The organism is Streptomyces sp. SCPE 10, assembly GCF_051980735.1.
GTDB lineage: Bacteria > Actinomycetota > Actinomycetes > Streptomycetales > Streptomycetaceae > Streptomyces > Streptomyces misionensis.
This window is the reverse complement of record NZ_CP197069.1, coordinates 1,604,130-1,624,287: the sequence shown is the minus strand read 5'-3', so window position 1 is coordinate 1,624,287 and position 20,158 is coordinate 1,604,130. Positions and strand designations below refer to the sequence as shown.

18 protein-coding genes are annotated in these 20,158 nt (G+C 71.5%); 15 read left to right on the top strand and 3 right to left on the bottom strand.

Going from position 1 to position 20,158, the window contains the following annotated elements:
* Nucleotides 1-10: 10 nt before the first annotated feature.
* Nucleotides 11-2,209, bottom strand: a complete 2,199-nt coding sequence (locus ACSP97_RS07590) for an elongation factor G-like protein EF-G2 (protein WP_358681499.1) — start codon at nt 2,207-2,209, stop codon at nt 11-13.
* 216 nt (nt 2,210-2,425) lie between these two features.
* Here ACSP97_RS07590 and pgsA point away from each other — a divergent pair, with 216 nt between their 5' ends.
* The 15 genes from pgsA (at nt 2,426) to relA (ending at nt 17,805) form a co-directional block, all read left to right on the top strand.
* A complete protein-coding gene (pgsA, locus tag ACSP97_RS07585; RefSeq protein WP_074991824.1) occupies nt 2,426-3,145 on the top strand; it encodes a phosphatidylinositol phosphate synthase in 720 nt (239 codons plus the stop codon).
* Complete coding sequence (locus ACSP97_RS07580; protein ID WP_355149946.1) at nt 3,142-4,050, top strand: phosphatidylinositol mannoside acyltransferase; 909 nt, start codon at nt 3,142-3,144, stop codon at nt 4,048-4,050. Before pgsA ends, ACSP97_RS07580 begins: the two co-directional genes overlap by 4 nt.
* Complete coding sequence (locus tag ACSP97_RS07575) at nt 4,047-5,210, top strand: glycosyltransferase family 4 protein (protein ID WP_355328649.1); 1,164 nt, start codon at nt 4,047-4,049, stop codon at nt 5,208-5,210. The genes ACSP97_RS07580 and ACSP97_RS07575 overlap by 4 nt, the downstream gene beginning before the upstream one ends.
* A 138-nt stretch (nt 5,211-5,348) precedes the next feature.
* Entirely contained in the window at nt 5,349-5,891 is a 543-nt protein-coding gene (locus tag ACSP97_RS07570; RefSeq protein ID WP_180331921.1) for a hypothetical protein, read from the top strand.
* A gap of 182 nt (nt 5,892-6,073) precedes the next feature.
* The gene (pdxS, locus tag ACSP97_RS07565) at nt 6,074-6,922 is read left to right on the top strand and encodes a pyridoxal 5'-phosphate synthase lyase subunit PdxS (RefSeq protein ID WP_233360374.1); all 849 of its coding nucleotides are present in this window, start codon (nt 6,074-6,076) and stop codon (nt 6,920-6,922) included.
* A 37-nt stretch (nt 6,923-6,959) separates the two neighbouring features.
* Complete coding sequence (pdxT, locus tag ACSP97_RS07560) at nt 6,960-7,565, top strand: pyridoxal 5'-phosphate synthase glutaminase subunit PdxT (protein ID WP_355328647.1); 606 nt, start codon at nt 6,960-6,962, stop codon at nt 7,563-7,565.
* A 48-nt stretch (nt 7,566-7,613) separates the two neighbouring features.
* Complete coding sequence (locus tag ACSP97_RS07555; protein WP_070030082.1) at nt 7,614-8,366, top strand: YebC/PmpR family DNA-binding transcriptional regulator; 753 nt, start codon at nt 7,614-7,616, stop codon at nt 8,364-8,366.
* A 136-nt stretch (nt 8,367-8,502) separates the two neighbouring features.
* Nucleotides 8,503-9,042 carry a crossover junction endodeoxyribonuclease RuvC gene (gene ruvC, locus ACSP97_RS07550; RefSeq protein WP_355149954.1) on the top strand — a complete coding sequence of 180 codons (540 nt, stop codon included), beginning with the start codon at nt 8,503-8,505 and terminating at the stop codon, nt 9,040-9,042.
* Complete coding sequence (gene ruvA, locus ACSP97_RS07545) at nt 9,039-9,647, top strand: Holliday junction branch migration protein RuvA (RefSeq protein WP_355149956.1); 609 nt, start codon at nt 9,039-9,041, stop codon at nt 9,645-9,647. The genes ruvC and ruvA overlap by 4 nt, the downstream gene beginning before the upstream one ends.
* A 25-nt stretch (nt 9,648-9,672) precedes the next feature.
* Complete coding sequence (gene ruvB, locus ACSP97_RS07540) at nt 9,673-10,740, top strand: Holliday junction branch migration DNA helicase RuvB (protein ID WP_146469050.1); 1,068 nt, start codon at nt 9,673-9,675, stop codon at nt 10,738-10,740.
* Between the two features lie 193 nt (nt 10,741-10,933).
* Nucleotides 10,934-11,440, top strand: coding sequence for a preprotein translocase subunit YajC (gene yajC / locus ACSP97_RS07535; RefSeq protein ID WP_355525447.1), 507 nt, complete (start codon nt 10,934-10,936; stop codon nt 11,438-11,440).
* Between the two features lie 145 nt (nt 11,441-11,585).
* Nucleotides 11,586-13,382, top strand: coding sequence for a protein translocase subunit SecD (secD, locus tag ACSP97_RS07530; RefSeq protein WP_355149960.1), 1,797 nt, complete (start codon nt 11,586-11,588; stop codon nt 13,380-13,382).
* 3 nt (nt 13,383-13,385) lie between these two features.
* Nucleotides 13,386-14,483: a protein translocase subunit SecF gene (gene secF, locus ACSP97_RS07525; RefSeq protein ID WP_355149962.1), complete on the top strand. Its 1,098-nt coding sequence runs from the start codon at nt 13,386-13,388 to the stop codon at nt 14,481-14,483.
* Nucleotides 14,480-15,019: an adenine phosphoribosyltransferase gene (locus ACSP97_RS07520; protein ID WP_355149964.1), complete on the top strand. Its 540-nt coding sequence runs from the start codon at nt 14,480-14,482 to the stop codon at nt 15,017-15,019. The genes secF and ACSP97_RS07520 overlap by 4 nt, the downstream gene beginning before the upstream one ends.
* Before the next feature lie 248 nt (nt 15,020-15,267).
* Complete coding sequence (relA, locus tag ACSP97_RS07515; RefSeq protein ID WP_355149966.1) at nt 15,268-17,805, top strand: GTP pyrophosphokinase; 2,538 nt, start codon at nt 15,268-15,270, stop codon at nt 17,803-17,805.
* Between the two features lie 68 nt (nt 17,806-17,873).
* Here relA and ACSP97_RS07510 read toward each other — a convergent pair whose 3' ends face one another.
* Together ACSP97_RS07510 and ACSP97_RS07505 are read right to left on the bottom strand one after the other, a co-directional pair.
* A complete protein-coding gene (locus ACSP97_RS07510; RefSeq protein WP_440556862.1) occupies nt 17,874-19,103 on the bottom strand; it encodes a DUF349 domain-containing protein in 1,230 nt (409 codons plus the stop codon).
* A 144-nt stretch (nt 19,104-19,247) separates the two neighbouring features.
* Complete coding sequence (locus tag ACSP97_RS07505) at nt 19,248-20,072, bottom strand: peptidylprolyl isomerase (RefSeq protein WP_355149970.1); 825 nt, start codon at nt 20,070-20,072, stop codon at nt 19,248-19,250.
* Between the last annotated feature and the right edge of the window lie 86 nt (nt 20,073-20,158).

Genomic DNA, 20,158 nt, shown 5'->3' with positions numbered 1-20,158 from the left:
AACGACACGGCTAGCCGTCGTCCCCGCCCTGCTCGCGAATGCGTTCGGCGATCTGCGGGGGCATCGGCTCGTGCCGCGCGTACGCCCGGTCGAAGCGGGCCGTGCCGTGCGAGAGCGAGCGCAGGTCGACGGCGTACCGGCCGATCTCGAATTCGGGGACCTCGGCGCGGATCAGGGTGCGTCCGGAGCCCACCTGCTCGGTGCCGAGCAGCCGGCCGCGCCGGCCCGACAGATCGCTCATCACGGCGCCCACGTAGTCGTCGCCGACCAGCACGCTCACCTCGGCGACCGGTTCCAGCAGATGGATCTTCGCGTCGGCGGCGGCCTCGCGCAGGGCAAGCGCGCCCGCGGTCTGGAAGGCGGCGTCGGAGGAGTCCACCGAGTGCGCCTTGCCGTCGAGCAGCGTGACCCGTACGTCCACGAGCGGATGCCCGGCGACGACGCCCCTGGCGGCCTGGGCCCGCACGCCCTTCTCCACGGACGGGATGAACTGGCGCGGCACCGCGCCGCCGACCACCTTGTCCACGAACTCGATGCCCGAGCCGCCCGGCAGCGGCTCCACCTCGATCTCGCAGATGGCGTACTGACCGTGCCCACCGGACTGCTTGACGTGCCGGCCGCGCCCGGCCGCCCTGGTCGCGAACGTCTCCCGCAGCGAGACCTTGTGCGGGACGACGTCGACCTGGACGCCGTAGCGGCCGCGCAGCCGTTCCAGCGCGACGTCCGCGTGCGCCTCGCCCAGGCACCACAGCACCACCTGGTGGGTGTCCTGGTTCTGCTCCAGGCGCATCGTGGGGTCCTCGGCGACCAGCCGGGACAGGCCCTGCGACAGCTTGTCCTCGTCGGCCTTGCTGTGCGCCCGGATGGCGACCGGGAGCAGCGGGTCGGGCATCTGCCAGGGCTCCATCAGGAGCGGGTCGTCCTTCGCGGAGAGCGTGTCGCCGGTCTCGGCGCGGGTGAGCTTGGCCACGCACACCAGGTCGCCGGCGACCGCGTGGGTGACCGGCCGCTGCTGTTTGCCGAAGGCCATCGACAGGGCGCCGATCTTCTCGTCCACGTCGTGGTCCTCGTGGCCCCGGTCGGTCAGCCCGTGTCCGGAGACGTGCACCGTCTGGTCGGGGCGCAGCGTGCCGGAGAACACCCGGACCAGGGAGATGCGGCCGACGTAGGGGTCGGAGGCGGTCTTGACGACCTCGGCGGCCAGCGGTCCCTCGGTGTCGCAGGGCGCGAGTGCGCGCGGGGTGCCGTCGAGGGCGGTCACGCCGGGCACCGGGTGCTCGAAGGGGGTGGGGAAGCCGCCGGTGATCAGATCCAGCAGTTCCACCGTGCCCAGGCCCTGGCGGGCGCCCTCCGCGGCGGGGGCGGCGGCCAGCACCGGGAAGAAGCTGCCGCGCGCCACTGCCCGCTCCAGGTCCTGGATCAGGGTCTTGACCTCGACCTGCTCGCCGCCGAGGTAGCGGTCCATCAGGGTCTCGTCCTCGCTCTCGGCGATGATCCCCTCGATGAGCCGGTTGCGGGCCTCGTCCAGGTCCGGCAGCTGGTCCGGGCCGGGTTCGGACTCCTTGTGCTCGCCGCTCGAATAGTCGAACAGCTTGCGGGTGAGCAGCCCCACCAGCCCGGTCACCGGGGCGTGCCCGTCGGGGCCCTCGGGGCCGCGCAGCGGCAGGTACAGCGGCAGCACGGCGTCGGGGTCGTCGCCGCCGAAGGACTCCGCGCAGATCCGGGTCATCTCCTCGAAGTCGGCGCGGGCCGCCTCCAGGTGCGTGACCACGATGGCGCGGGGCATGCCGACGGCCGCGCACTCCTCCCACACCATGCGGGTCGAGCCGTCCACACCGTCCGAGGCCGAGACGACGAAGAGGGCCGCGTCCGCGGCGCGCAGACCGGCCCGCAGCTCCCCGACGAAGTCCGCGTAGCCGGGGGTGTCGAGGAGGTTGATCTTGATGCCGTCCCATTCGACCGGCACCAGGGACAGCTGCACCGAGCGCTGCTGCCGGTGCTCTATCTCGTCGTAGTCGGAGACGGTGCCGCCGTCCTCCACGCGGCCCGCCCGGTTCACCGCCCCCGCGGTCAGCGCGAGGGCCTCCACCAGCGTGGTCTTGCCCGATCCGGAGTGGCCGACCAGCACCACATTCCGTACGGACGCGGGTTGGTCGGCCGCCAGAGCCCTGCCGGCGGCCCCGGGGTGTGTCTGAGTCTTGTCGCCCATGATCCTGCCTCCCGTACACGGTGAGGTCATCGGGGCGCGGACACGCGAACCGCGTGCTGTGGCGGCTTCGGCGACGCCCGCGGTTATTCGAGCTTTCCACTCCCGTCACCGCGCGTCCATACGACGGACCCGATCCCGCCGCGGGCGGCCGCGCGCACCGCTCGTGCGCACGGGCTGCGGGTGCCCGCCCGCCGCGCGTACGCGCGCGTGGCTACGATGGGCCAGCCGGCGGCCATCACGGGCCGCGGCGCGACACCGACCGTCGGGAAGGCCATGCTGAACAAGTACGCGCGTGCATTCTTCACGCGTGTCCTCACACCGTTCGCCGCGTTTCTCATCCGGCGGGGGGTGAGCCCCGACACGGTCACGCTGATCGGCACCGCGGGTGTGGTGGCGGGCGCGCTGGTCTTCTACCCCCGGGGCGAGTTCTTCTGGGGCACGGTCGTGATCACCCTGTTCGTCTTCTCCGACCTGGTCGACGGCAACATGGCCCGGCAGCTGGGGCGCTCCAGCCGCTGGGGGGCCTTCCTGGACTCCACCCTGGACCGGGTCGCCGACGGCGCGATCTTCGGCGGCTTCGCGCTCTGGTACGCGGGCCAGGGCGACAACGACGCGCTGTGCGCCGTGGCGATCTTCTGCCTGGCCAGCGGCCAGGTGGTGTCGTACACCAAGGCGCGCGGCGAGTCGATCGGGCTCCCGGTCGCCGTCAACGGTTTGGTCGAGCGGGCCGAGCGCCTGGTGATCTCCCTGGTGGCGGCCGGTTTCGCGGGTCTGCACAAGTTCGGTGTGCCGGGCATCCAGTGGCTGCTGCCGATCGCCCTGTGGATCGTCGCCGCGGGCAGCCTGGTCACCCTGGTCCAGCGCGTCGTCACCGTGCGCCGCGAGTCCGCCGAGGCGGAGGCGGCGGCCCGGCAGGACAGCGGGGCGGCCCAGTGAGCACCGCGGACCGGCTGACGGACGCGCTGTACGGCGCGGGCTGGAGCACGGTCAAGAAGCTCCCGGAGCCGGTCGCGGCCCGCCTCGGGCGGACCATCGCCGACATCGCCTGGAAGCGGCGCGGCAAGGGCGTCCAGCGGCTGGAGGCGAACTACGCGCGGGTGGTGCCCGGCGCCGGTCCCGAGCGGCTGGCCGAGCTGTCCCGCGCGGGCATGCGCTCCTACCTGCGCTACTGGATGGAGTCCTTCCGGCTGCCCGCCTGGAGCGCCGAGCGGATCCGGACGGGCTTCGACCCCAAGGACGTCCACCACCTGACCGAGGGCCTCGACGCCGGCAAGGGCGTGATCCTCGCCCTGCCGCACCTGGCCAACTGGGACCTGGCCGGCGCCTGGGTCACCACGGCGCTGCGCACCCCGTTCACCACGGTCGCCGAGCGCCTCAAGCCCGAGACGCTCTACGACCGCTTCGTCGCCTACCGCGAGGGCCTCGGCATGGAGGTGCTGCCGCACAGCGGCGGCGCCGCCTTCGGCACCCTGGCCCGGCGGCTGCGCGACGGCGGCCTGGTCTGCCTGGTCGCCGACCGCGACCTGTCCGCCTCCGGCGTGGAGGTCGACTTCTTCGGCGAGCAGGCCCGGATGCCCGCGGGTCCCGCGCTGCTCGCCCAGCACACCGGCGCCCTGCTGCTGCCGGTGACCCTCTGGTACGACGACTCGCCCGTCATGCACGGGCGGGTGCACCCGGCGATCGAGGTGCCGGAGTCAGGCACCCGGGCCGAGAAGACGTCCGTCATGACACAGGCCCTGGCCGACGCCTTCGCCACCGGGATCGCCGAGCACCCGGAGGACTGGCACATGCTCCAACGGCTGTGGCTCGCCGACCTCGACCCCGCGAAGGGACCCTCGTGAGAATCGGGATCGTCTGCCCGTACTCCTGGGACGTGCCCGGAGGCGTCCAGTTCCACATCCGCGACCTCGCCGAGTACTTCATCCGCCTCGGCCACGAGGTCTCCGTGCTCGCCCCGGCCGACGACGACACCCCGCTGCCGCCGTACGTCGTCTCCGCCGGGCGCGCGGTCCCGGTGCCGTACAACGGCTCGGTGGCCCGGCTGAACTTCGGCTTCCTGTCGGCCGCGCGGGTGCGGCGCTGGCTGCACGACGGCGCCTTCGACGTGGTCCACATCCACGAGCCGACCTCGCCCTCGCTGGGCCTGCTCACGTGCTGGGCCGCGCAGGGCCCGATCGTGGCCACGTTCCACACCTCCAACCCGCGCTCCCGGGCGATGATCGCCGCCTACTCGATCCTCCAGGCCGCGCTGGAGAAGATCAGCGCGCGGATCGCGGTCAGCGAGTACGCCCGCCGCACCCTGGTCGAGCACCTGGGCGGGGACGCGGTGGTCATCCCCAACGGCGTCGACGTCGACTTCTTCGCCAAGGCCGAGCCCAGACCGCGGTGGCAGGGGGAGACGATCGGCTTCATCGGCCGCATCGACGAGCCCCGCAAGGGCCTGCCCGTCCTGATGAAGGCCCTGCCGAAGATCCTCGCCGCCCGGCCCGGCGCACGGCTGCTGGTCGCGGGCCGGGGCGACGAGGAGGCCGCCGTCCAGGGCCTGCCGCGGGAACTGCGCTCCCACGTGGAGTTCCTCGGCATGATCAGCGACGAGGACAAGGCCCGGCTGCTGCGCAGTGTCGACCTGTACCTCGCGCCCAACACCGGCGGCGAGAGCTTCGGCATCATCCTGGTCGAGGCCATGTCCGCGGGCGCCCCCGTGCTCGCCTCGGACCTCGACGCCTTCGTGCAGGTCCTCGACCAGGGGCGGGCGGGCGAGGTGTTCGCCAACGAGGACGCGGACGCGCTCGCCGACGCGGCCGTCCGGCTGCTGGCCGACCCGGACCGCCGGGCCGCGCTGCGCGCCCGCGGCAGCGCGCACGTCCGCCGCTTCGACTGGTCCACGGTCGGCGCGGACATCCTGTCCGTCTACGAGACGGTCACCGACGGCACGGCCGCGGTCGCCGCCGACGAACGCACGACGGGCCTGCGAGCCCGCTTCGGCCTCGCCCGCGACTGAGCCCGCGTTCCGGCCGCCCGGCGTCCCGGCCGCGGGCACGGCTCCTGGCAGGGCCGTGTCCGTTCGCGGGTGCCGGCACGTCCGGGGGAGGGCGCGACGGCCTCCGGGGCCCGGTGCGGGGACCGATAGCCTTCCGGCGTGACCGCAACCCTCATCTGGATCCTCGTCGCCCTGCTCGCGATCGGCGTCTACCTGAGCTGGACCGCCGGCCGGCTGGACCGGCTGCACGTACGGATGGACGCCGCCCGGGCCGCGCTCGACGCCCAGTTGCTGCGCCGGGCCTCGGTGGCCCAGGAACTGGCCACCTCGGGCGTGCTGGACCCGGCCGCCTCGATCGTGCTGTACGAGGCCGCGCACGCCGCCCGGCAGGCCGAGGAGGAGCAGCGGGAGGTCGCCGAGAGCGAGTTGAGCCAGGCCCTGCGCGCGGTGTTCGCGGAGCCGGCCCAGGTGGAGGCGCTGCGCGAGGCCCCGGGCGGTGAGGAGGCCGCCCGTGAGCTGGCCGAGGCCGTGCGCCGGGTGCCGATGGCCCGCCGCTTCCACAACGACGCGGTGGGCGCCGCCCGCCGGCTGCGCGAGCACCGCAAGGTCCGCTGGTTCCGGCTGGCCGGCCACGCGCCCTTCCCGCTGGCCTTCGAAATGGACGACGAACCCCCCGCGGCCCTGGTGGAACGGGTCGCCTGAGGGCCGTACGCCTGTCATTCACAGCGAAAAGGATCCACCGGCTTTCCATTGGCCCTTGCTGTGGCCTGGTCCCCTCGCGTTTCCTCGGGTCAGCAGAAACCCTCTTCACATCAGCGAGGTCACCCGTGTCCACCACCGAGAACCAGGCTCCCGAGACCGGCACCGCCCGCGTGAAGCGCGGCATGGCCGAGCAGCTCAAGGGGGGCGTCATCATGGACGTCGTCACCCCGGAGCAGGCGAAGATCGCCGAGGACGCGGGCGCCGTCGCCGTCATGGCCCTGGAGCGGGTCCCCGCCGACATCCGCAAGGACGGCGGCGTGGCGCGCATGTCCGACCCGGACATGATCGAGGGCATCATCGACGCCGTCTCGATCCCGGTCATGGCCAAGTCCCGCATCGGCCACTTCGTCGAGGCCCAGGTGCTCCAGTCCCTCGGCGTGGACTACATCGACGAGTCCGAGGTGCTCACCCCGGCGGACGAGGTCAACCACTCCGACAAGTGGGCCTTCACCACCCCGTTCGTGTGCGGCGCCACCAACCTGGGCGAGGCCCTGCGCCGCATCGCCGAGGGCGCCGCGATGATCCGCTCCAAGGGCGAGGCCGGCACCGGCAACGTCGTGGAGGCCGTGCGCCACCTGCGCCAGATCAAGGGCGAGATCGCCAAGCTGCGCGGCTGCGACAACAACGAGCTGTACGCCGCCGCCAAGGAGCTGCGCGCCCCCTACGAGCTGGTCAAGGAGGTCGCCGAGCTGGGCAAGCTCCCCGTGGTGCTGTTCTCCGCCGGCGGCGTGGCCACCCCGGCCGACGCGGCGCTGATGCGCCAGCTCGGCGCCGAGGGCGTGTTCGTCGGCTCCGGCATCTTCAAGTCCGGCGACCCGGCCAAGCGCGCCGCCGCCATCGTCAAGGCGACCACCTTCTACGACGACCCGAAGATCATCGCGGACGCGTCCCGCAACCTCGGCGAGGCCATGGTCGGCATCAACTGCGACACCCTCCCCGAGACCGAGCGCTACGCGAACCGCGGCTGGTGAGCCCGGCCCTCAGGCACTGGTACAGGTACAACACCCCATGAACACTCCTGTCATTGGCGTCCTGGCCCTCCAGGGCGACGTACGGGAGCACCTCATCGCCCTGGCCGCGGCGGACGCCGTGGCCAGGCCGGTGCGGCGCCCCGAGGAACTCGCCGAGGTCGACGGTCTCGTCCTGCCCGGCGGCGAGTCCACCACCATCTCCAAGCTGGCCGTCCTCTTCGGCGTGATGGAGCCGCTGCGCGCCCGGGTGCGCGACGGCATGCCCGTCTACGGCACCTGCGCCGGCATGATCATGCTGGCCGACAAGATCCTCGACCCGCGCTCGGGCCAGGAGACCGTCGGCGGCATCGACATGATCGTGCGCCGCAACGCCTTCGGGCGGCAGAACGAGTCCTTCGAGGCCGCGGTCGACGTGCAGGGCGTCGCGGGCGATCCTGTGGAGGGCGTCTTCATCCGCGCCCCCTGGGTGGAGTCCGTGGGCGCGGACGCCGAGGTGCTCGCCGAGCACGACGGCCACATCGTCGCCGTCCGTCAGGGCAACGCGCTCGCCACGTCGTTCCACCCGGAACTGACCGGTGACCACCGGGTGCACGCCCTGTTCGTGGACATGGTGCGCGCCAACGCCGCCCCGGAGTCCTTGTAGGATCTCTGGCGTTCGTTCATAGATGGGTAACGCGAAGGAGACAGGCAGATGTCCGGCCACTCTAAATGGGCTACGACGAAGCACAAGAAGGCCGTGATCGACGCCAAGCGCGGCAAGCTCTTCGCGAAGCTGATCAAGAACATCGAGGTCGCGGCACGGATGGGCGGCGTCGACCTCGACGGCAACCCGACGCTCTACGACGCCGTCCAGAAGGCCAAGAAGCAGTCGGTCCCGAACAAGAACATCGACTCCGCGATCAAGCGCGGCGGCGGTCTCGAGGCCGGCGGCGCCGACTACGAGACGATCATGTACGAGGGCTACGGCCCCAACGGTGTCGCGGTGCTCATCGAGTGCCTCACCGACAACCGCAACCGCGCCGCCTCCGACGTGCGTGTCGCCATGACCCGCAACGGCGGCTCCATGGCCGACCCCGGCTCGGTGTCGTACCTGTTCAACCGCAAGGGCGTCGTGATCGTCCCCAAGGGCGAGCTGACCGAGGACGACGTGCTCGGTGCCGTCCTGGACGCCGGTGCCGAGGAGGTCAACGACCTCGGCGAGTCCTTCGAGGTGCTCAGCGAGGCCACCGACCTGGTCGCGGTCCGCACCGCCCTCCAGGAGGCCGGCATCGACTACGACTCCGCCGAGGCCAACTTCGTCCCGACCATGCAGGTCGAGCTGGACGAGGAGGGCGCCAAGAAGATCTTCAAGCTGATCGACGCGCTAGAGGACAGCGACGACGTGCAGAACGTCTTCGCCAACTTCGACGTGAGCGACGAGATCATGGAGAAGGTCGACGCGTAACGCGCGCGGCTGTCCGACCGGGCCGACGGGACACCCCGTCGGCCCGTCGCGTTGCCGGGCGTCGGTGCGCGGCGTTGTCAGTGCCACCCGATAGCCTGCACAAACAGGTGATCGAGCGGTCGGAGGGAGGCGCCCCGTGCGGGTGCTGGGGGTGGACCCGGGACTGACCCGGTGCGGTGTCGGCGTGGTCGAGGGGGTCGCGGGCCGCCCGCTGACCATGGTCGGCGTCGGCGTCGTGCGCACTCCGGCGGACGCCGAGCTGAGCCACCGGCTGCTCGCCGTCGAGCAGGGCATCGAGCAGTGGCTGGACGAACACCGGCCCGAGTTCGTCGCCGTGGAGCGCGTCTTCAGCCAGCACAACGTGCGCACCGTGATGGGCACCGCCCAGGCCAGCGCCGTCGCCATGCTGTGCGCCGCCCGCCGCGGCATCCCCGTCGCGCTGCACACCCCCAGCGAGGTCAAGGCCGCCGTCACCGGTTCGGGCCGCGCCGACAAGGCGCAGGTCGGCGCCATGGTCACCCGGCTGCTGCGGCTCGCCGCGCCCCCCAAGCCGGCCGACGCCGCCGACGCCCTCGCCCTCGCCATCTGCCACATCTGGCGCGCCCCCGCCCAGAATCGGCTCCAGCAGGCCGTCGCCCTGCACACCGCCCACCCGACGAAAGGCCGTACGGCATGATCGCCTTCCTCAGCGGCACGGTCGCCGCGCTCGCCCCCGACTCCGCGGTGGTGGAGGTCGGCGGCGTCGGCATGGCCGTCCAGTGCACCCCGGACACCCTGGCCGCGCTCCGCGTGGGCCAGCCCGCCAAGCTGCACACCTCCCTGGTGGTGCGCGAGGACTCGCTGACCCTGTACGGCTTCGCCGAGGACGACGCCCGCCAGGTCTTCGAACTGCTCCAGACCGCCAGCGGAGTCGGCCCCCGCCTCGCCCAGGCCATGCTCGCCGTGCACACCCCGGACGCGCTGCGCCGCGCCGTCGCCACCGGCGACGAGAAGGCCCTCACCGCGGTCCCCGGCATCGGCAAGAAGGGCGCCCAGAAGCTGCTCCTGGAACTCAAGGACCGCCTCGGCGCGCCCGTCGGCACCGCCCCGGCCGTCGGCGCCCCCGTCACCCAGGGCTGGCGCGACCAACTGCACGCGGCCCTCATCGGCCTCGGCTACGCCACCCGCGAGGCCGACGAGGCCGTGGCCGCCGTGGCGCCCCAGGCCGAGGCGGCGGGCGGCACCCCGCAGGTCGGCCAGCTGCTGAAGGCCGCCCTGCAGACCCTGAACCGCGCCCGCTGACCCCCACCCCTTTGAGGCACACCACATGAACTGGGACGACACGGCCGACACCCCCGCCGAGCGGCTGGTGGACTCCGCCGCCGACCGCGAGGACCAGGCCGTCGAGGCCGCCCTGCGCCCCAAGGACCTCGGCGAGTTCATCGGCCAGGAGAAGGTCCGCGAACAGCTCGACCTGGTGCTGCGGGCGGCCCGCGCGCGCGGCGCCACCGCCGACCACGTACTGCTCTCCGGCGCCCCCGGCCTCGGCAAGACCACCCTGTCGATGATCATCGCGGCCGAGATGGGCGCCCCCATCCGCATCACCTCCGGCCCCGCCATCCAGCACGCCGGTGACCTCGCCGCGATCCTCTCCTCCCTCCAGGAGGGCGAGGTGCTCTTCCTGGACGAGATCCACCGCATGTCCCGGCCCGCCGAGGAGATGCTGTACATGGCCATGGAGGACTTCCGCGTCGACGTCATCGTCGGCAAGGGACCCGGCGCCACCGCCATCCCGCTGGAACTGCCCCCGTTCACACTGGTCGGCGCCACCACCCGGGCCGGCCTGCTGCCGCCCCCGCTGCGCGACCGCTTCGGCTTCACCGCGCACATGGAGTTCTACGAGCCCCGCGAGCTGGAGCGGGTCGTGCACCGCTCGGCACAGCTGCTGGACGTCGGCATAGAGCCCGACGGCGCCGCCGAGATCGCCGGCCGCTCCCGCGGCACGCCCCGCATCGCCAACCGCCTGCTGCGCCGCGTCCGCGACTACGCGCAGGTCAAGGCGGACGGTGTGATCACCCGTGAGATCGCCGCGGCCGCCCTCGCCGTCTACGAGGTCGACGGACGCGGCCTGGACCGGCTGGACCGCGCCGTCCTCGAGGCCCTGCTGAAACTGTTCGGCGGCGGCCCGGTGGGCCTGTCCACTCTCGCCGTCGCAGTGGGGGAGGAACGTGAGACCGTGGAAGAGGTGGCCGAACCGTTCCTGGTCCGCGAGGGCCTGCTGGCCCGCACCCCGCGCGGCCGGGTGGCCACCCCCGCCGCCTGGGCGCACCTCGGGCTCACCCCACCCCGTTCGGCCACGCCGGGAAACGGACAAGGAGACCTGTTCGGGGCGTGACGCCTCCGGCACCGTGCCTTCGGCGGGCCGGGCATTGGCACGGCCAGGAACCCAGGTGCCATGCTGAGCGTTGTTCCATGTGCGCGGACTCGCTTAGACTCCGCCGATGCCGCCTGTACAGGTGGCGCCGACCACACCCCCATCCCGATAAAAGGCCGCTCTCCGTCGCGGTCGCGCGAAGGAAATCCGTCCCGTGAATCCGTATACCCTCCTCCCGTTCATCGTGCTCATCGCGGCCATGTTCCTGATGACGCGCTCTGCCAAGAAGAAGCAGCAGCAGGCCGCGCAGATGCGCAACGAAATGCAGCCCGGCTCCGGTGTCCGCACGATCGGGGGAATGTACGCGACGGTCAAGGAGATCAACGAGGACACCGTCCTCCTCGACGCCGGCCCCGGTGTCGACCTCCTCTTCGCGAAGAACGCGATCGGCGCCGTCCTCAGCGACGACGAGTACAACCGCATCGTGCACGGCATCGAGCACGACCTGAAGTCCGACGCCGACATCGTCCCGGACGACGCCTCCTCCCTCACCGAGACCGACGAGACCGACGGATCTGCCGCCGCTGCCGCCGCCTCCGACGACAAGATCGACCTCGGTAAGAAGGACGCCGACGAGGGCGCCGCCGACGCGTCCGAGGCCGCCGAGGCCCGGACGGAGAACCAGCCGAAGAAGACCGACGGCGACTCCGACGTGAAGTAGTCACGCCCCGGTGGTGCGCGAGGGTGCATAATCACGCCCCGCGCACCACCGGGCGCGTCTGTTTCCCGTACGGGGAGCCCGACACCATGTCATGGCCGCCGAGCGCCGACCGGACGCCGAGCGGCTCGAGAGGGAGTACGAGAAGGTGGCAGCACCTAAGAAGGGCCGGAGCGCGAGCGCCCAGAGCAAACCAGGGCGCTCGCTGGCCCTCATCCTGATCGCCATTGTGGCGCTCACCGGAGGGATGTTCGCCTCCGGGCACACCACTCCGCGTCTCGGCATCGACCTCGCCGGCGGTACGAGCATCACGCTCAAGGCGAAGGCCGACCAGGGGTCCGCGATCAACAAGGCCAACATGGACACCGCGGTCGACATCATGAACCGCCGTGTCAACGGTCTCGGCGTCTCCGAGGCGGAGGTGCAGACCCAGGGAAACGACAACATCATCGTCAACATCCCGCGGGGCACCAACTCCAAGGAGGCCCAGCAGCAGGTCGGCACCACCGCCAAGCTCTACTTCCGCCCCGTCCTGGCGAGTGAGCCCAGCGGTGCCGCGGCCAGCCCCTCGCCGAGCGGCTCCCCGAGCGGCTCCCCGACCACGGGCTCCTCGCCCAAGCCGGGCTCCAGCCCCTCCGCCAGCGCCTCCACCGGGCAGAAGGCGTCCTCGTCCTCCTCCTCGTCCCCGACGGCCTCCGCGACCACGCAGGGCCGCGCCGTCACCGACGCGCTGAAGGCCGGTTCCAGCCCCTCGCCGAGCGCCACCCCCACCGGCGGCTCCTCGGCCAAGGCCACCCCGTCGCCCTCGGCCTCGGCCGGCGGGGACACCGCCAAGCTCCAGGCCCAGTACGCCGCCCTGGACTGCACCAAGCCGGACGACCGCGCCAAGGCCGGCAACAACGCCAAGCCCGGCTCACCGACCATCGCCTGCGGCAAGGTCGGCAAGAACTACTACAAGTACGTGCTCGGCCCCGCCGCCGTGGACGGCACCGAGGTGAAGAAGGCCCAGGCGGTCTTCGACACCCAGGGCGCCTCCGGCTGGCAGGTCCAGATGACCTTCAACTCCTCGGGCGCCAAGAAGTTCGCCGACATCACCGGCGAGCTGGCCAAGAACCAGGCCCCGCAGAACGAGTTCGGCATCGTCCTCGACGGTGAGGTCGTCTCCAGCCCGTACGTCAGCCAGGCCATCACCGGCGGCCAGGCCGAGATCTCCGGCAGCTTCACGCAGCAGGACGCGCAGAGCCTCGCCAACATGCTGTCCTACGGCGCCCTGCCGCTCTCCTTCCAGGAGCAGTCCGTCACCACCGTGACCGCCGCGCTCGGCGGCCAGCAGCTGCACGCCGGTCTGCTCGCCGGCGCCATCGGCCTCGCGCTGGTCGTGCTCTACCTGGTGATCTACTACCGCGGTCTGTCGCTGGTCGCCATGGCGTCCCTGGTGGTCTCCGCGATCCTCACCTACGTGATCATGTCGCTGCTCGGCCCGACCATCGGCTTCGCGCTGAACCTGCCGGCCGTCTGCGGTGCCATCGTCGCCATCGGCATCACCGCCGACTCGTTCATCGTGTACTTCGAACGCATCCGGGACGAGATCCGCGAGGGCCGCTCGCTGCGCCCCGCCGTCGAGCGGGCCTGGCCGCGCGCCCGGCGCACCGTCCTGGTCTCCGACTTCGTGTCGTTCCTCGCCGCCGCCGTCCTGTTCATCGTGACCGTCGGCAAGGTCCAGGGCTTCGCGTTCACGCTGGGTCTGACCACCCTGCTCGACGTGGTCGTCGTCTTCCTGTTCACCAAGCCGCTGATGACACTGCTCGCCCGCCGCAAGTTCTTCGCGAACGGCCACAAGTGGTCCGGCCTCGACCCGAAGAGCCTCGGCGTCAAGCCGCCGCTGCGCCGCACCCGCCGTACCGCCGGTCCCGCCGCCGGCCCTGTCGACCCGAAGGAGGCGTGAGCGATGTCGAAACTCGGCACCATCGGCGCCAAGCTGCACCGCGGCGAGATCAGCTACGACTTCATCGGCAAGCGCAAGATCTGGTACGGCGTCTCCATCCTGATCACCATCACGGCCATCCTCGGCCTGGCGGTGCGCGGGCTGAACATGAGCATCGACTTCCAGGGCGGCGCGGTCTTCACCACGCCGACCAGCATGAGCACGACGGTGGCCCAGGCGGAGGAGTACGCCAAGGACGCCTCCGGCCACGAGGCCGTCGTGCAGAAGCTCGGCAACGGCAGCCTGCGCATCCAGGTCGCCGGCCTCGACACGGCCAAGTCCGACGAGGTCAAGCAGACCCTGGCCAAGGACCTGAAGATCAACCCCGAGAAGCTCGCCGCCGACCTGGTCGGCCCGAGCTGGGGCCAGCAGATCGCCAACAAGGCCTGGGAGGGCCTGGCGATCTTCATGGTCCTCGTGGTGATCTACCTGGCCATCGCCTTCGAGTGGCGCATGGCCGTCGCTGCCCTGGTCGCGCTGATCCACGACATCACGATCACGACCGGCATCTACGCCCTGGTCGGTTTCGAGGTCTCGCCCGGCACGATCATCGGTCTGCTGACCATCCTCGGTTACTCGCTCTACGACACGGTCGTCGTCTTCGACAGCCTCAAGGAGCAGACCAAGGACATCACCAAGCAGACCCGCTTCACCTACAGCGAGATCGCCAACCGGTCGATCAACGGCACCCTGGTCCGCTCCATCAACACCACGGTCGTCGCCCTGCTGCCGGTCGCCGGTCTGCTCTTCATCGGCGGCGGCTTCCTCGGCGCCGGCGACCTCAACGACATCTCGCTGTCGCTGTTCGTCGGCCTGGCGGCCGGTGCGTACTCCTCGATCTTCATCGCGACCCCGCTGGTCGCCGACCTCAAGGAGCGCGAGCCCGCGCTGCGGACGCTCACCAAGCGGGTCATGGCCAAGCGGGCCCAGGCCGCCGCCGAGGAGGGGGTCGCGGGCACCGCGGACGCCGACCCCGAGGACGCCGCGCCCGCCGTGGTCGGTCCGCGCAACCAGCCCACCCGCGGCCGTGGCCGTGGCCGACAGGCGGGGAAGCGCCGATGACCGACATCCAGGAGCTGCTGCTCAGCCGCATCCGTGACGTGGCCGACTACCCGGAGCCGGGCGTGATGTTCAAGGACATCACCCCGCTCCTGGCGGACCCGGCCGCCTTCACCGCCCTCACCGACGCGCTCGCCGCCATCGCCGAGAGCACCGGCGCCACCAAGGTCGTCGGACTGGAGGCCCGGGGCTTCATCCTCGGCGCCCCCGTCTCGCTGCGCGCGGGCCTGGGCTTCATCCCGGTCCGCAAGGCCGGCAAGCTGCCCGGTGCCACCCTGCGCCAGGCCTACGACCTGGAGTACGGCTCGGCCGAGATCGAGGTGCACGCCGAGGACCTGACCTCCGGCGACCGCGTCCTGATCGTGGACGACGTGCTGGCCACCGGCGGCACCGCCGAGGCGGCGATCCACCTCATCCAGCGCGCCGGGGCCGAGGTCTGCGGCCTCGCCGTCCTGATGGAGCTGGGCTTCCTCGGCGCCCGCGCCCGCCTGGAACCGACCCTCGCCGGAGCGCCCCTTCAGGCCCTCCTCCAGGTCTGACCGGGCCCCGCCCGCCGTACGGCCGCCCCGGCACCCTGCCGGGGCGGCCGTCGCGCGTTCGCCCGGCAGCCCGCGCAAGGCCGCGCGGACACCTCCTGTCCACCTGTCGGAATGGCGCGTGCACCCCAGGCGTTGCAGGGGTACACGGTCCTCCACCGGTCGCCGCAGGCGATGTGCGGGCGCGGGATCGCTACCATGGGGTCTCCGGAGCCTGACCGGGGGACCCGGAACGTGCACGAGGAGCCCTCTTGCCAGACGAGGCCCAGCCACTGACCGCCGCCAAGCCCGAGCCCGCCTCGGCGGCCGCGGCGAAACCCGCGCCGAACGTGTCGACCGCCAAGAACGACACCCGCGGGGCGGTCCAGCACGCCCCGTCCGCCCCCGTCGAGAAGTCCGCCGAGGCCGCGCGCCCCAAACCGGCCCCCGCCGAGCGCCCGGCCCAGCCCCCGGTGGTGCGCCCGCCCTCCGTGCAGCCCGGCCGTACCGGCTCGTCCAACCGCGTCCGCGCCCGCCTGGCCCGCCTCGGCGTCCAGCGCGCCAACCCGTACAACCCGGTCCTGGAGCCCCTGCTGCGGATAGTGCGCAGCAACGATCCCAAGATCGAGAACTCCACCCTCCGCCAGATCGAGCGCGCCTACCAGGTCGCCGAGCGCTGGCACCGCGGCCAGAAGCGCAAGAGCGGCGACCCGTACATCACCCACCCGCTCGCGGTCACCACCATCCTCGCCGAGCTGGGCATGGATCCGGCCACGCTGATGGCGGGACTGCTGCACGACACGGTCGAGGACACCGAGTACGGCCTGGAGGACCTGCGCCGCGACTTCGGCGACGTGGTCGCCCTGCTCGTCGACGGCGTCACCAAGCTGGACAAGGTCAAGTTCGGCGAGGCCGCGCAGGCCGAGACCGTGCGCAAGATGGTCGTCGCCATGGCCAAGGACCCCCGGGTCCTGGTCATCAAGCTCGCCGACCGCCTGCACAACATGCGCACCATGCGCTACCTCAAGCGGGAGAAGCAGGAGAAGAAGGCGCGCGAGACCCTGGAGATCTACGCGCCGCTCGCCCACCGCCTGGGCATGAACACCATCAAGTGGGAGCTGGAGGACCTCGCCTTCGCGATCCTCTACCCCAAGATGTACGACGAGATCGTGCGGCTGGTGGCCGAACGGGCGCCCAAGCGCGACGAGTACCTGGCCATAGTGACCGACGAGGTCCAGTCCGACCTGCGCGCCGCCCGCATCAAGGCGACCGTCACCGGCCGCCCGAAGCACTACTACAGCGTCTACCAGAAGATGATCGTCCGCGGCCGTGACTTCGCGGAGATCTACGACCTGGTGGGCATCCGCGTCCTGGTCGACACCGTCCGCGACTGCTACGCCGCCCTCGGCACGGTGCACGCGCGATGGAACCCGGTCCCCGGCCGGTTCAAGGACTACATCGCGATGCCCAAGTTCAACATGTACCAGTCGCTGCACACCACGGTGATCGGTCCCAACGGCAAGCCCGTCGAACTCCAGATCCGCACCTTCGACATGCACCGCCGGGCCGAGTACGGCATCGCCGCGCACTGGAAGTACAAGCAGGAGGCCGTCGCCGGCGCCTCCAAGGTCCGCACCGACGCGCCCAAGACGTCCGCGAAGGACAAGGACGCCATCAACGACATGGCGTGGCTGCGGCAGTTGCTCGACTGGCAGAAGGAGACCGAGGACCCGGGCGAGTTCCTGGAGTCCCTGCGCTTCGACCTGTCCCGCAACGAGGTCTTCGTCTTCACGCCCAAGGGCGACGTCATAGCGCTCCCGGCCGGCGCCACCCCGGTCGACTTCGCCTACGCCGTGCACACCGAGGTCGGCCACCGCACCATAGGAGCGCGGGTCAACGGCAGGCTCGTACCGCTCGAATCCACCCTGGACAACGGCGACTTGGTGGAGGTCTTCACCTCCAAGGCGGCCGGCGCCGGACCCTCGCGCGACTGGCTCGGCTTCGTCAAGTCGCCGCGCGCCCGCAACAAGATCCGCGGCTGGTTCTCCAAGGAGCGCCGGGACGAGGCGATCGAGCAGGGCAAGGACGCCATCGTGCGGGCCATGCGCAAGCAGAACCTGCCGATCCAGCGCATCCTCAACGGCGACTCCCTGATCACCCTCGCCCACGAGATGCGTTACTCGGACATCTCCGCGCTGTACGCGGCGATAGGCGAGGGCCATGTCTCCGCGCAGAACATCGTGCAGAAGCTGGTGCAGGCCCTCGGCGGCGAGGAGGCGGCCACCGAGGAGATCGACGAGTCGGTCCCGCCGTCCCGCGGCCGCGGCCGCAAGCGCCGCGCCAGTGCCGACCCCGGCGTCGTGGTCAAGGGCGTCGAGGACGTGTGGGTCAAGCTGGCCCGCTGCTGCACGCCCGTGCCCGGCGACCCCGTCATCGGCTTCGTCACCCGCGGCAGCGGCGTCTCCGTGCACCGCAACGACTGCGTCAACGTGGACTCGCTGTCCCGGGAGCCGGAGCGCATCCTCGACGTCGAGTGGGCGCCCACCCAGTCCTCGGTCTTCCTGGTCGCCATCCAGGTCGAGGCCCTGGACCGCTCCCGGCTGCTGTCGGACGTCACCCGCGTCCTGTCCGACCAGCACGTCAACATCCTGTCGGCCGCCGTGCAGACCTCCCGCGACCGGGTGGCCACCTCGCGCTTCACGTTCGAGATGGGCGACCCCAAGCACCTCGGACACGTGCTGAAGGCCGTCCGGGGCGTGGAGGGCGTGTACGACGTCTACCGCGTGACCTCGGGCCGCAGCCGCTCGTAACCACCGCCCCCGGACAGGGAAAGGGCCCCGTACGCGCGTACGGGGCCCTTTCCGGCAACGGGGGGAACCTAGCCGCCGAACTCCTGGAGGCCCTTCAGAGCCTGGTCCAGCAGTGCCTGGCGGCCCTCCAGCTCCTTCTCCAGCTTGTCGGCCTTGGCGTTGTTGCCCTGCGCGCGGGCCTGCTCGATCTGCGCCCGCAGCTTGTCCACGGCGGCCTGGAGCTGACCGGTCAGACCCTCGGCGCGCGCCCGCGCCTCCGGGTTGGTCCGGCGCCACTCGGCCTCCTCGGCCTCCTGGAGCGCCCGCTCGACCGCGTGCATCCGGCCCTCGACCTTCGGCCGCGCGTCGCGCGGGACGTGGCCGATGGCCTCCCAGCGCTCGTTGATCGAACGGAAGGCGGCCCGGGCGGCCTTGAGTTCGCCGATCGGCAGGAGCTTCTCGGCCTCCTCGGCCAGCTCCTCCTTCAGCTTGAGGTTCTCCGCCTGCTCCGCGTCCCGCTCGGCGAACACCGAGCTGCGGGCGGCGAAGAAGACGTCCTGGGCGCCGCGGAAGCGGTTCCACAGGTCGTCCTCGTGCTCGCGCTGGGCGCGGCCCGCGGCCTTCCACTCCGCCATCAGCTCGCGGTAACGGGCCGCCGTCGGACCCCAGTCCGTGGAACCGGACAGCGCCTCGGCCTCGGCGACCAGCCGCTCCTTGGTCCGGCGGGCCTCCTCGCGCTGCGCGTCCAACTGCGCGAAGTGCGCCTTGCGCCGCTTGGAGAACGCCGACCGGGCGTGCGAGAAGCGGTGCCACAGCTCGTCGTCGGACTTGCGGTCCAGCCGCGGCAGCCCCTTCCAGGTGTCCACCAGCGCCCGCAGCCGCTCACCCGCGGCCCGCCACTGGTCGGACTGGGCCAGCTGCTCGGCCTCGGCGACCAGGTCCTCCTTGGCCTTGCGGGCCTCGTCGGACTGCTTGGCCCGCTGGGCCTTGCGCTCCTCATGGCGGGCCTCGACCGTCTCCACGAGCTTGTCCAGCCGGCGGCGCAGCGCGTCCAGGTCACCGACCGCGTGGTGCGCGTCCACCTGCTCACGCAGATGACCGATGGCGGCCTGGGCGTCCTTCGCCGACAGGTCGGTGGTGCGCACTCGCTTCTCGAGGAGGCCGATCTCGACAACCAGGCCCTCGTACTTGCGCTCGAAGTAGGCCAGCGCCTCCTCAGGGGAGCCGGCCGCCCAGGATCCGACGACCTGCTCGCCGTCGGCCGTACGCACGTACACGGTCCCCGTCTCGTCGACGCGGCCCCACGGGTCGCTGCTCACAGCGCCTCCTCCACATGATGCCTGCGGGGTGCCTCAGCGCCCCCGGGCATCGACCACAGTTTCGTCACGGCCAACATAGGCGACCAGCGGGTTCCCTGTCCGCATCCAGCGCGACCGAAATTCCGCCGGGGACCCCCGCCGTCCTCAGGACTTGGTGACGGTCGCCTTGTTGATCACCACGGTCGCGTTCGGGGCGCCGTCACCCTGGCCGGTGCTCTCGCCCGCCCCGGCGATCTTGTTCAGCACCTTCATGCCGGCCGCGTCGATCGTGCCGAACGGCGTGTACTGGGGCGGCAGCGGGCTGTCCTTGTACACCAGGAAGAACTGGCTGCCGCCGGTGTGCTTCTGACCGGTGTTGGCCATCGCCACCGTGCCCGCCGGGTACGTGTTCTTCTTCAGGCTGGCGTCCTTCAGGTTCTCGTCCGGCAGCGTGTAGCCGGGACCGCCCATGCCGGTGCCCTGCGGATCGCCGCACTGGAGCACGTAGATGCCCTGTGTGGTCAGCCGGTGGCACTTGGTGTGGTCGAAGTAGCCCTTGCCGGCGAGGAAGTCGAAGGAGTTGACCGTGTGCGGGGCCGCCGACGCCTTCAGCGCGATGGGGATGTCACCGCACGTCGTCGCCAGGTCCAGCGTGTACTTCGCCGAGGTGTCGATCGACATCGCCGGCTCCTTCTTCCAGCTGAGCTTCTTCACCGAGCCGGCCGCCGGCTTCTGGCACGGGTCCGGCGCCTTGCTGGGCGGGGCGGACGCGCTCGGCGTGGTCTTGGCGCTCGCCTCGGTCTTCTTGTCGCCGTCCCCCAGCACATGGGTCGTGTACAGCGCCACCGCGCCGATCACGATCACGCCCAGTACCGACGCGATCGCGGAGTTGCGCACGCGGGCCTTGCGCCGCGCCTCGGTGCGCCGCTGCTGCTGCCGCAAGAACTTCTCCCGGGCGAGCTGACGCCGCCGCTGCTCCTGGCTGACCACCGGGTTCTCTCCTCATGCGTGTCGTGTGTCGAGCGGTACGCGTGCGTCCTCGTGGGCCGACCACTGCGTGTAGCCCCGTACCGTAT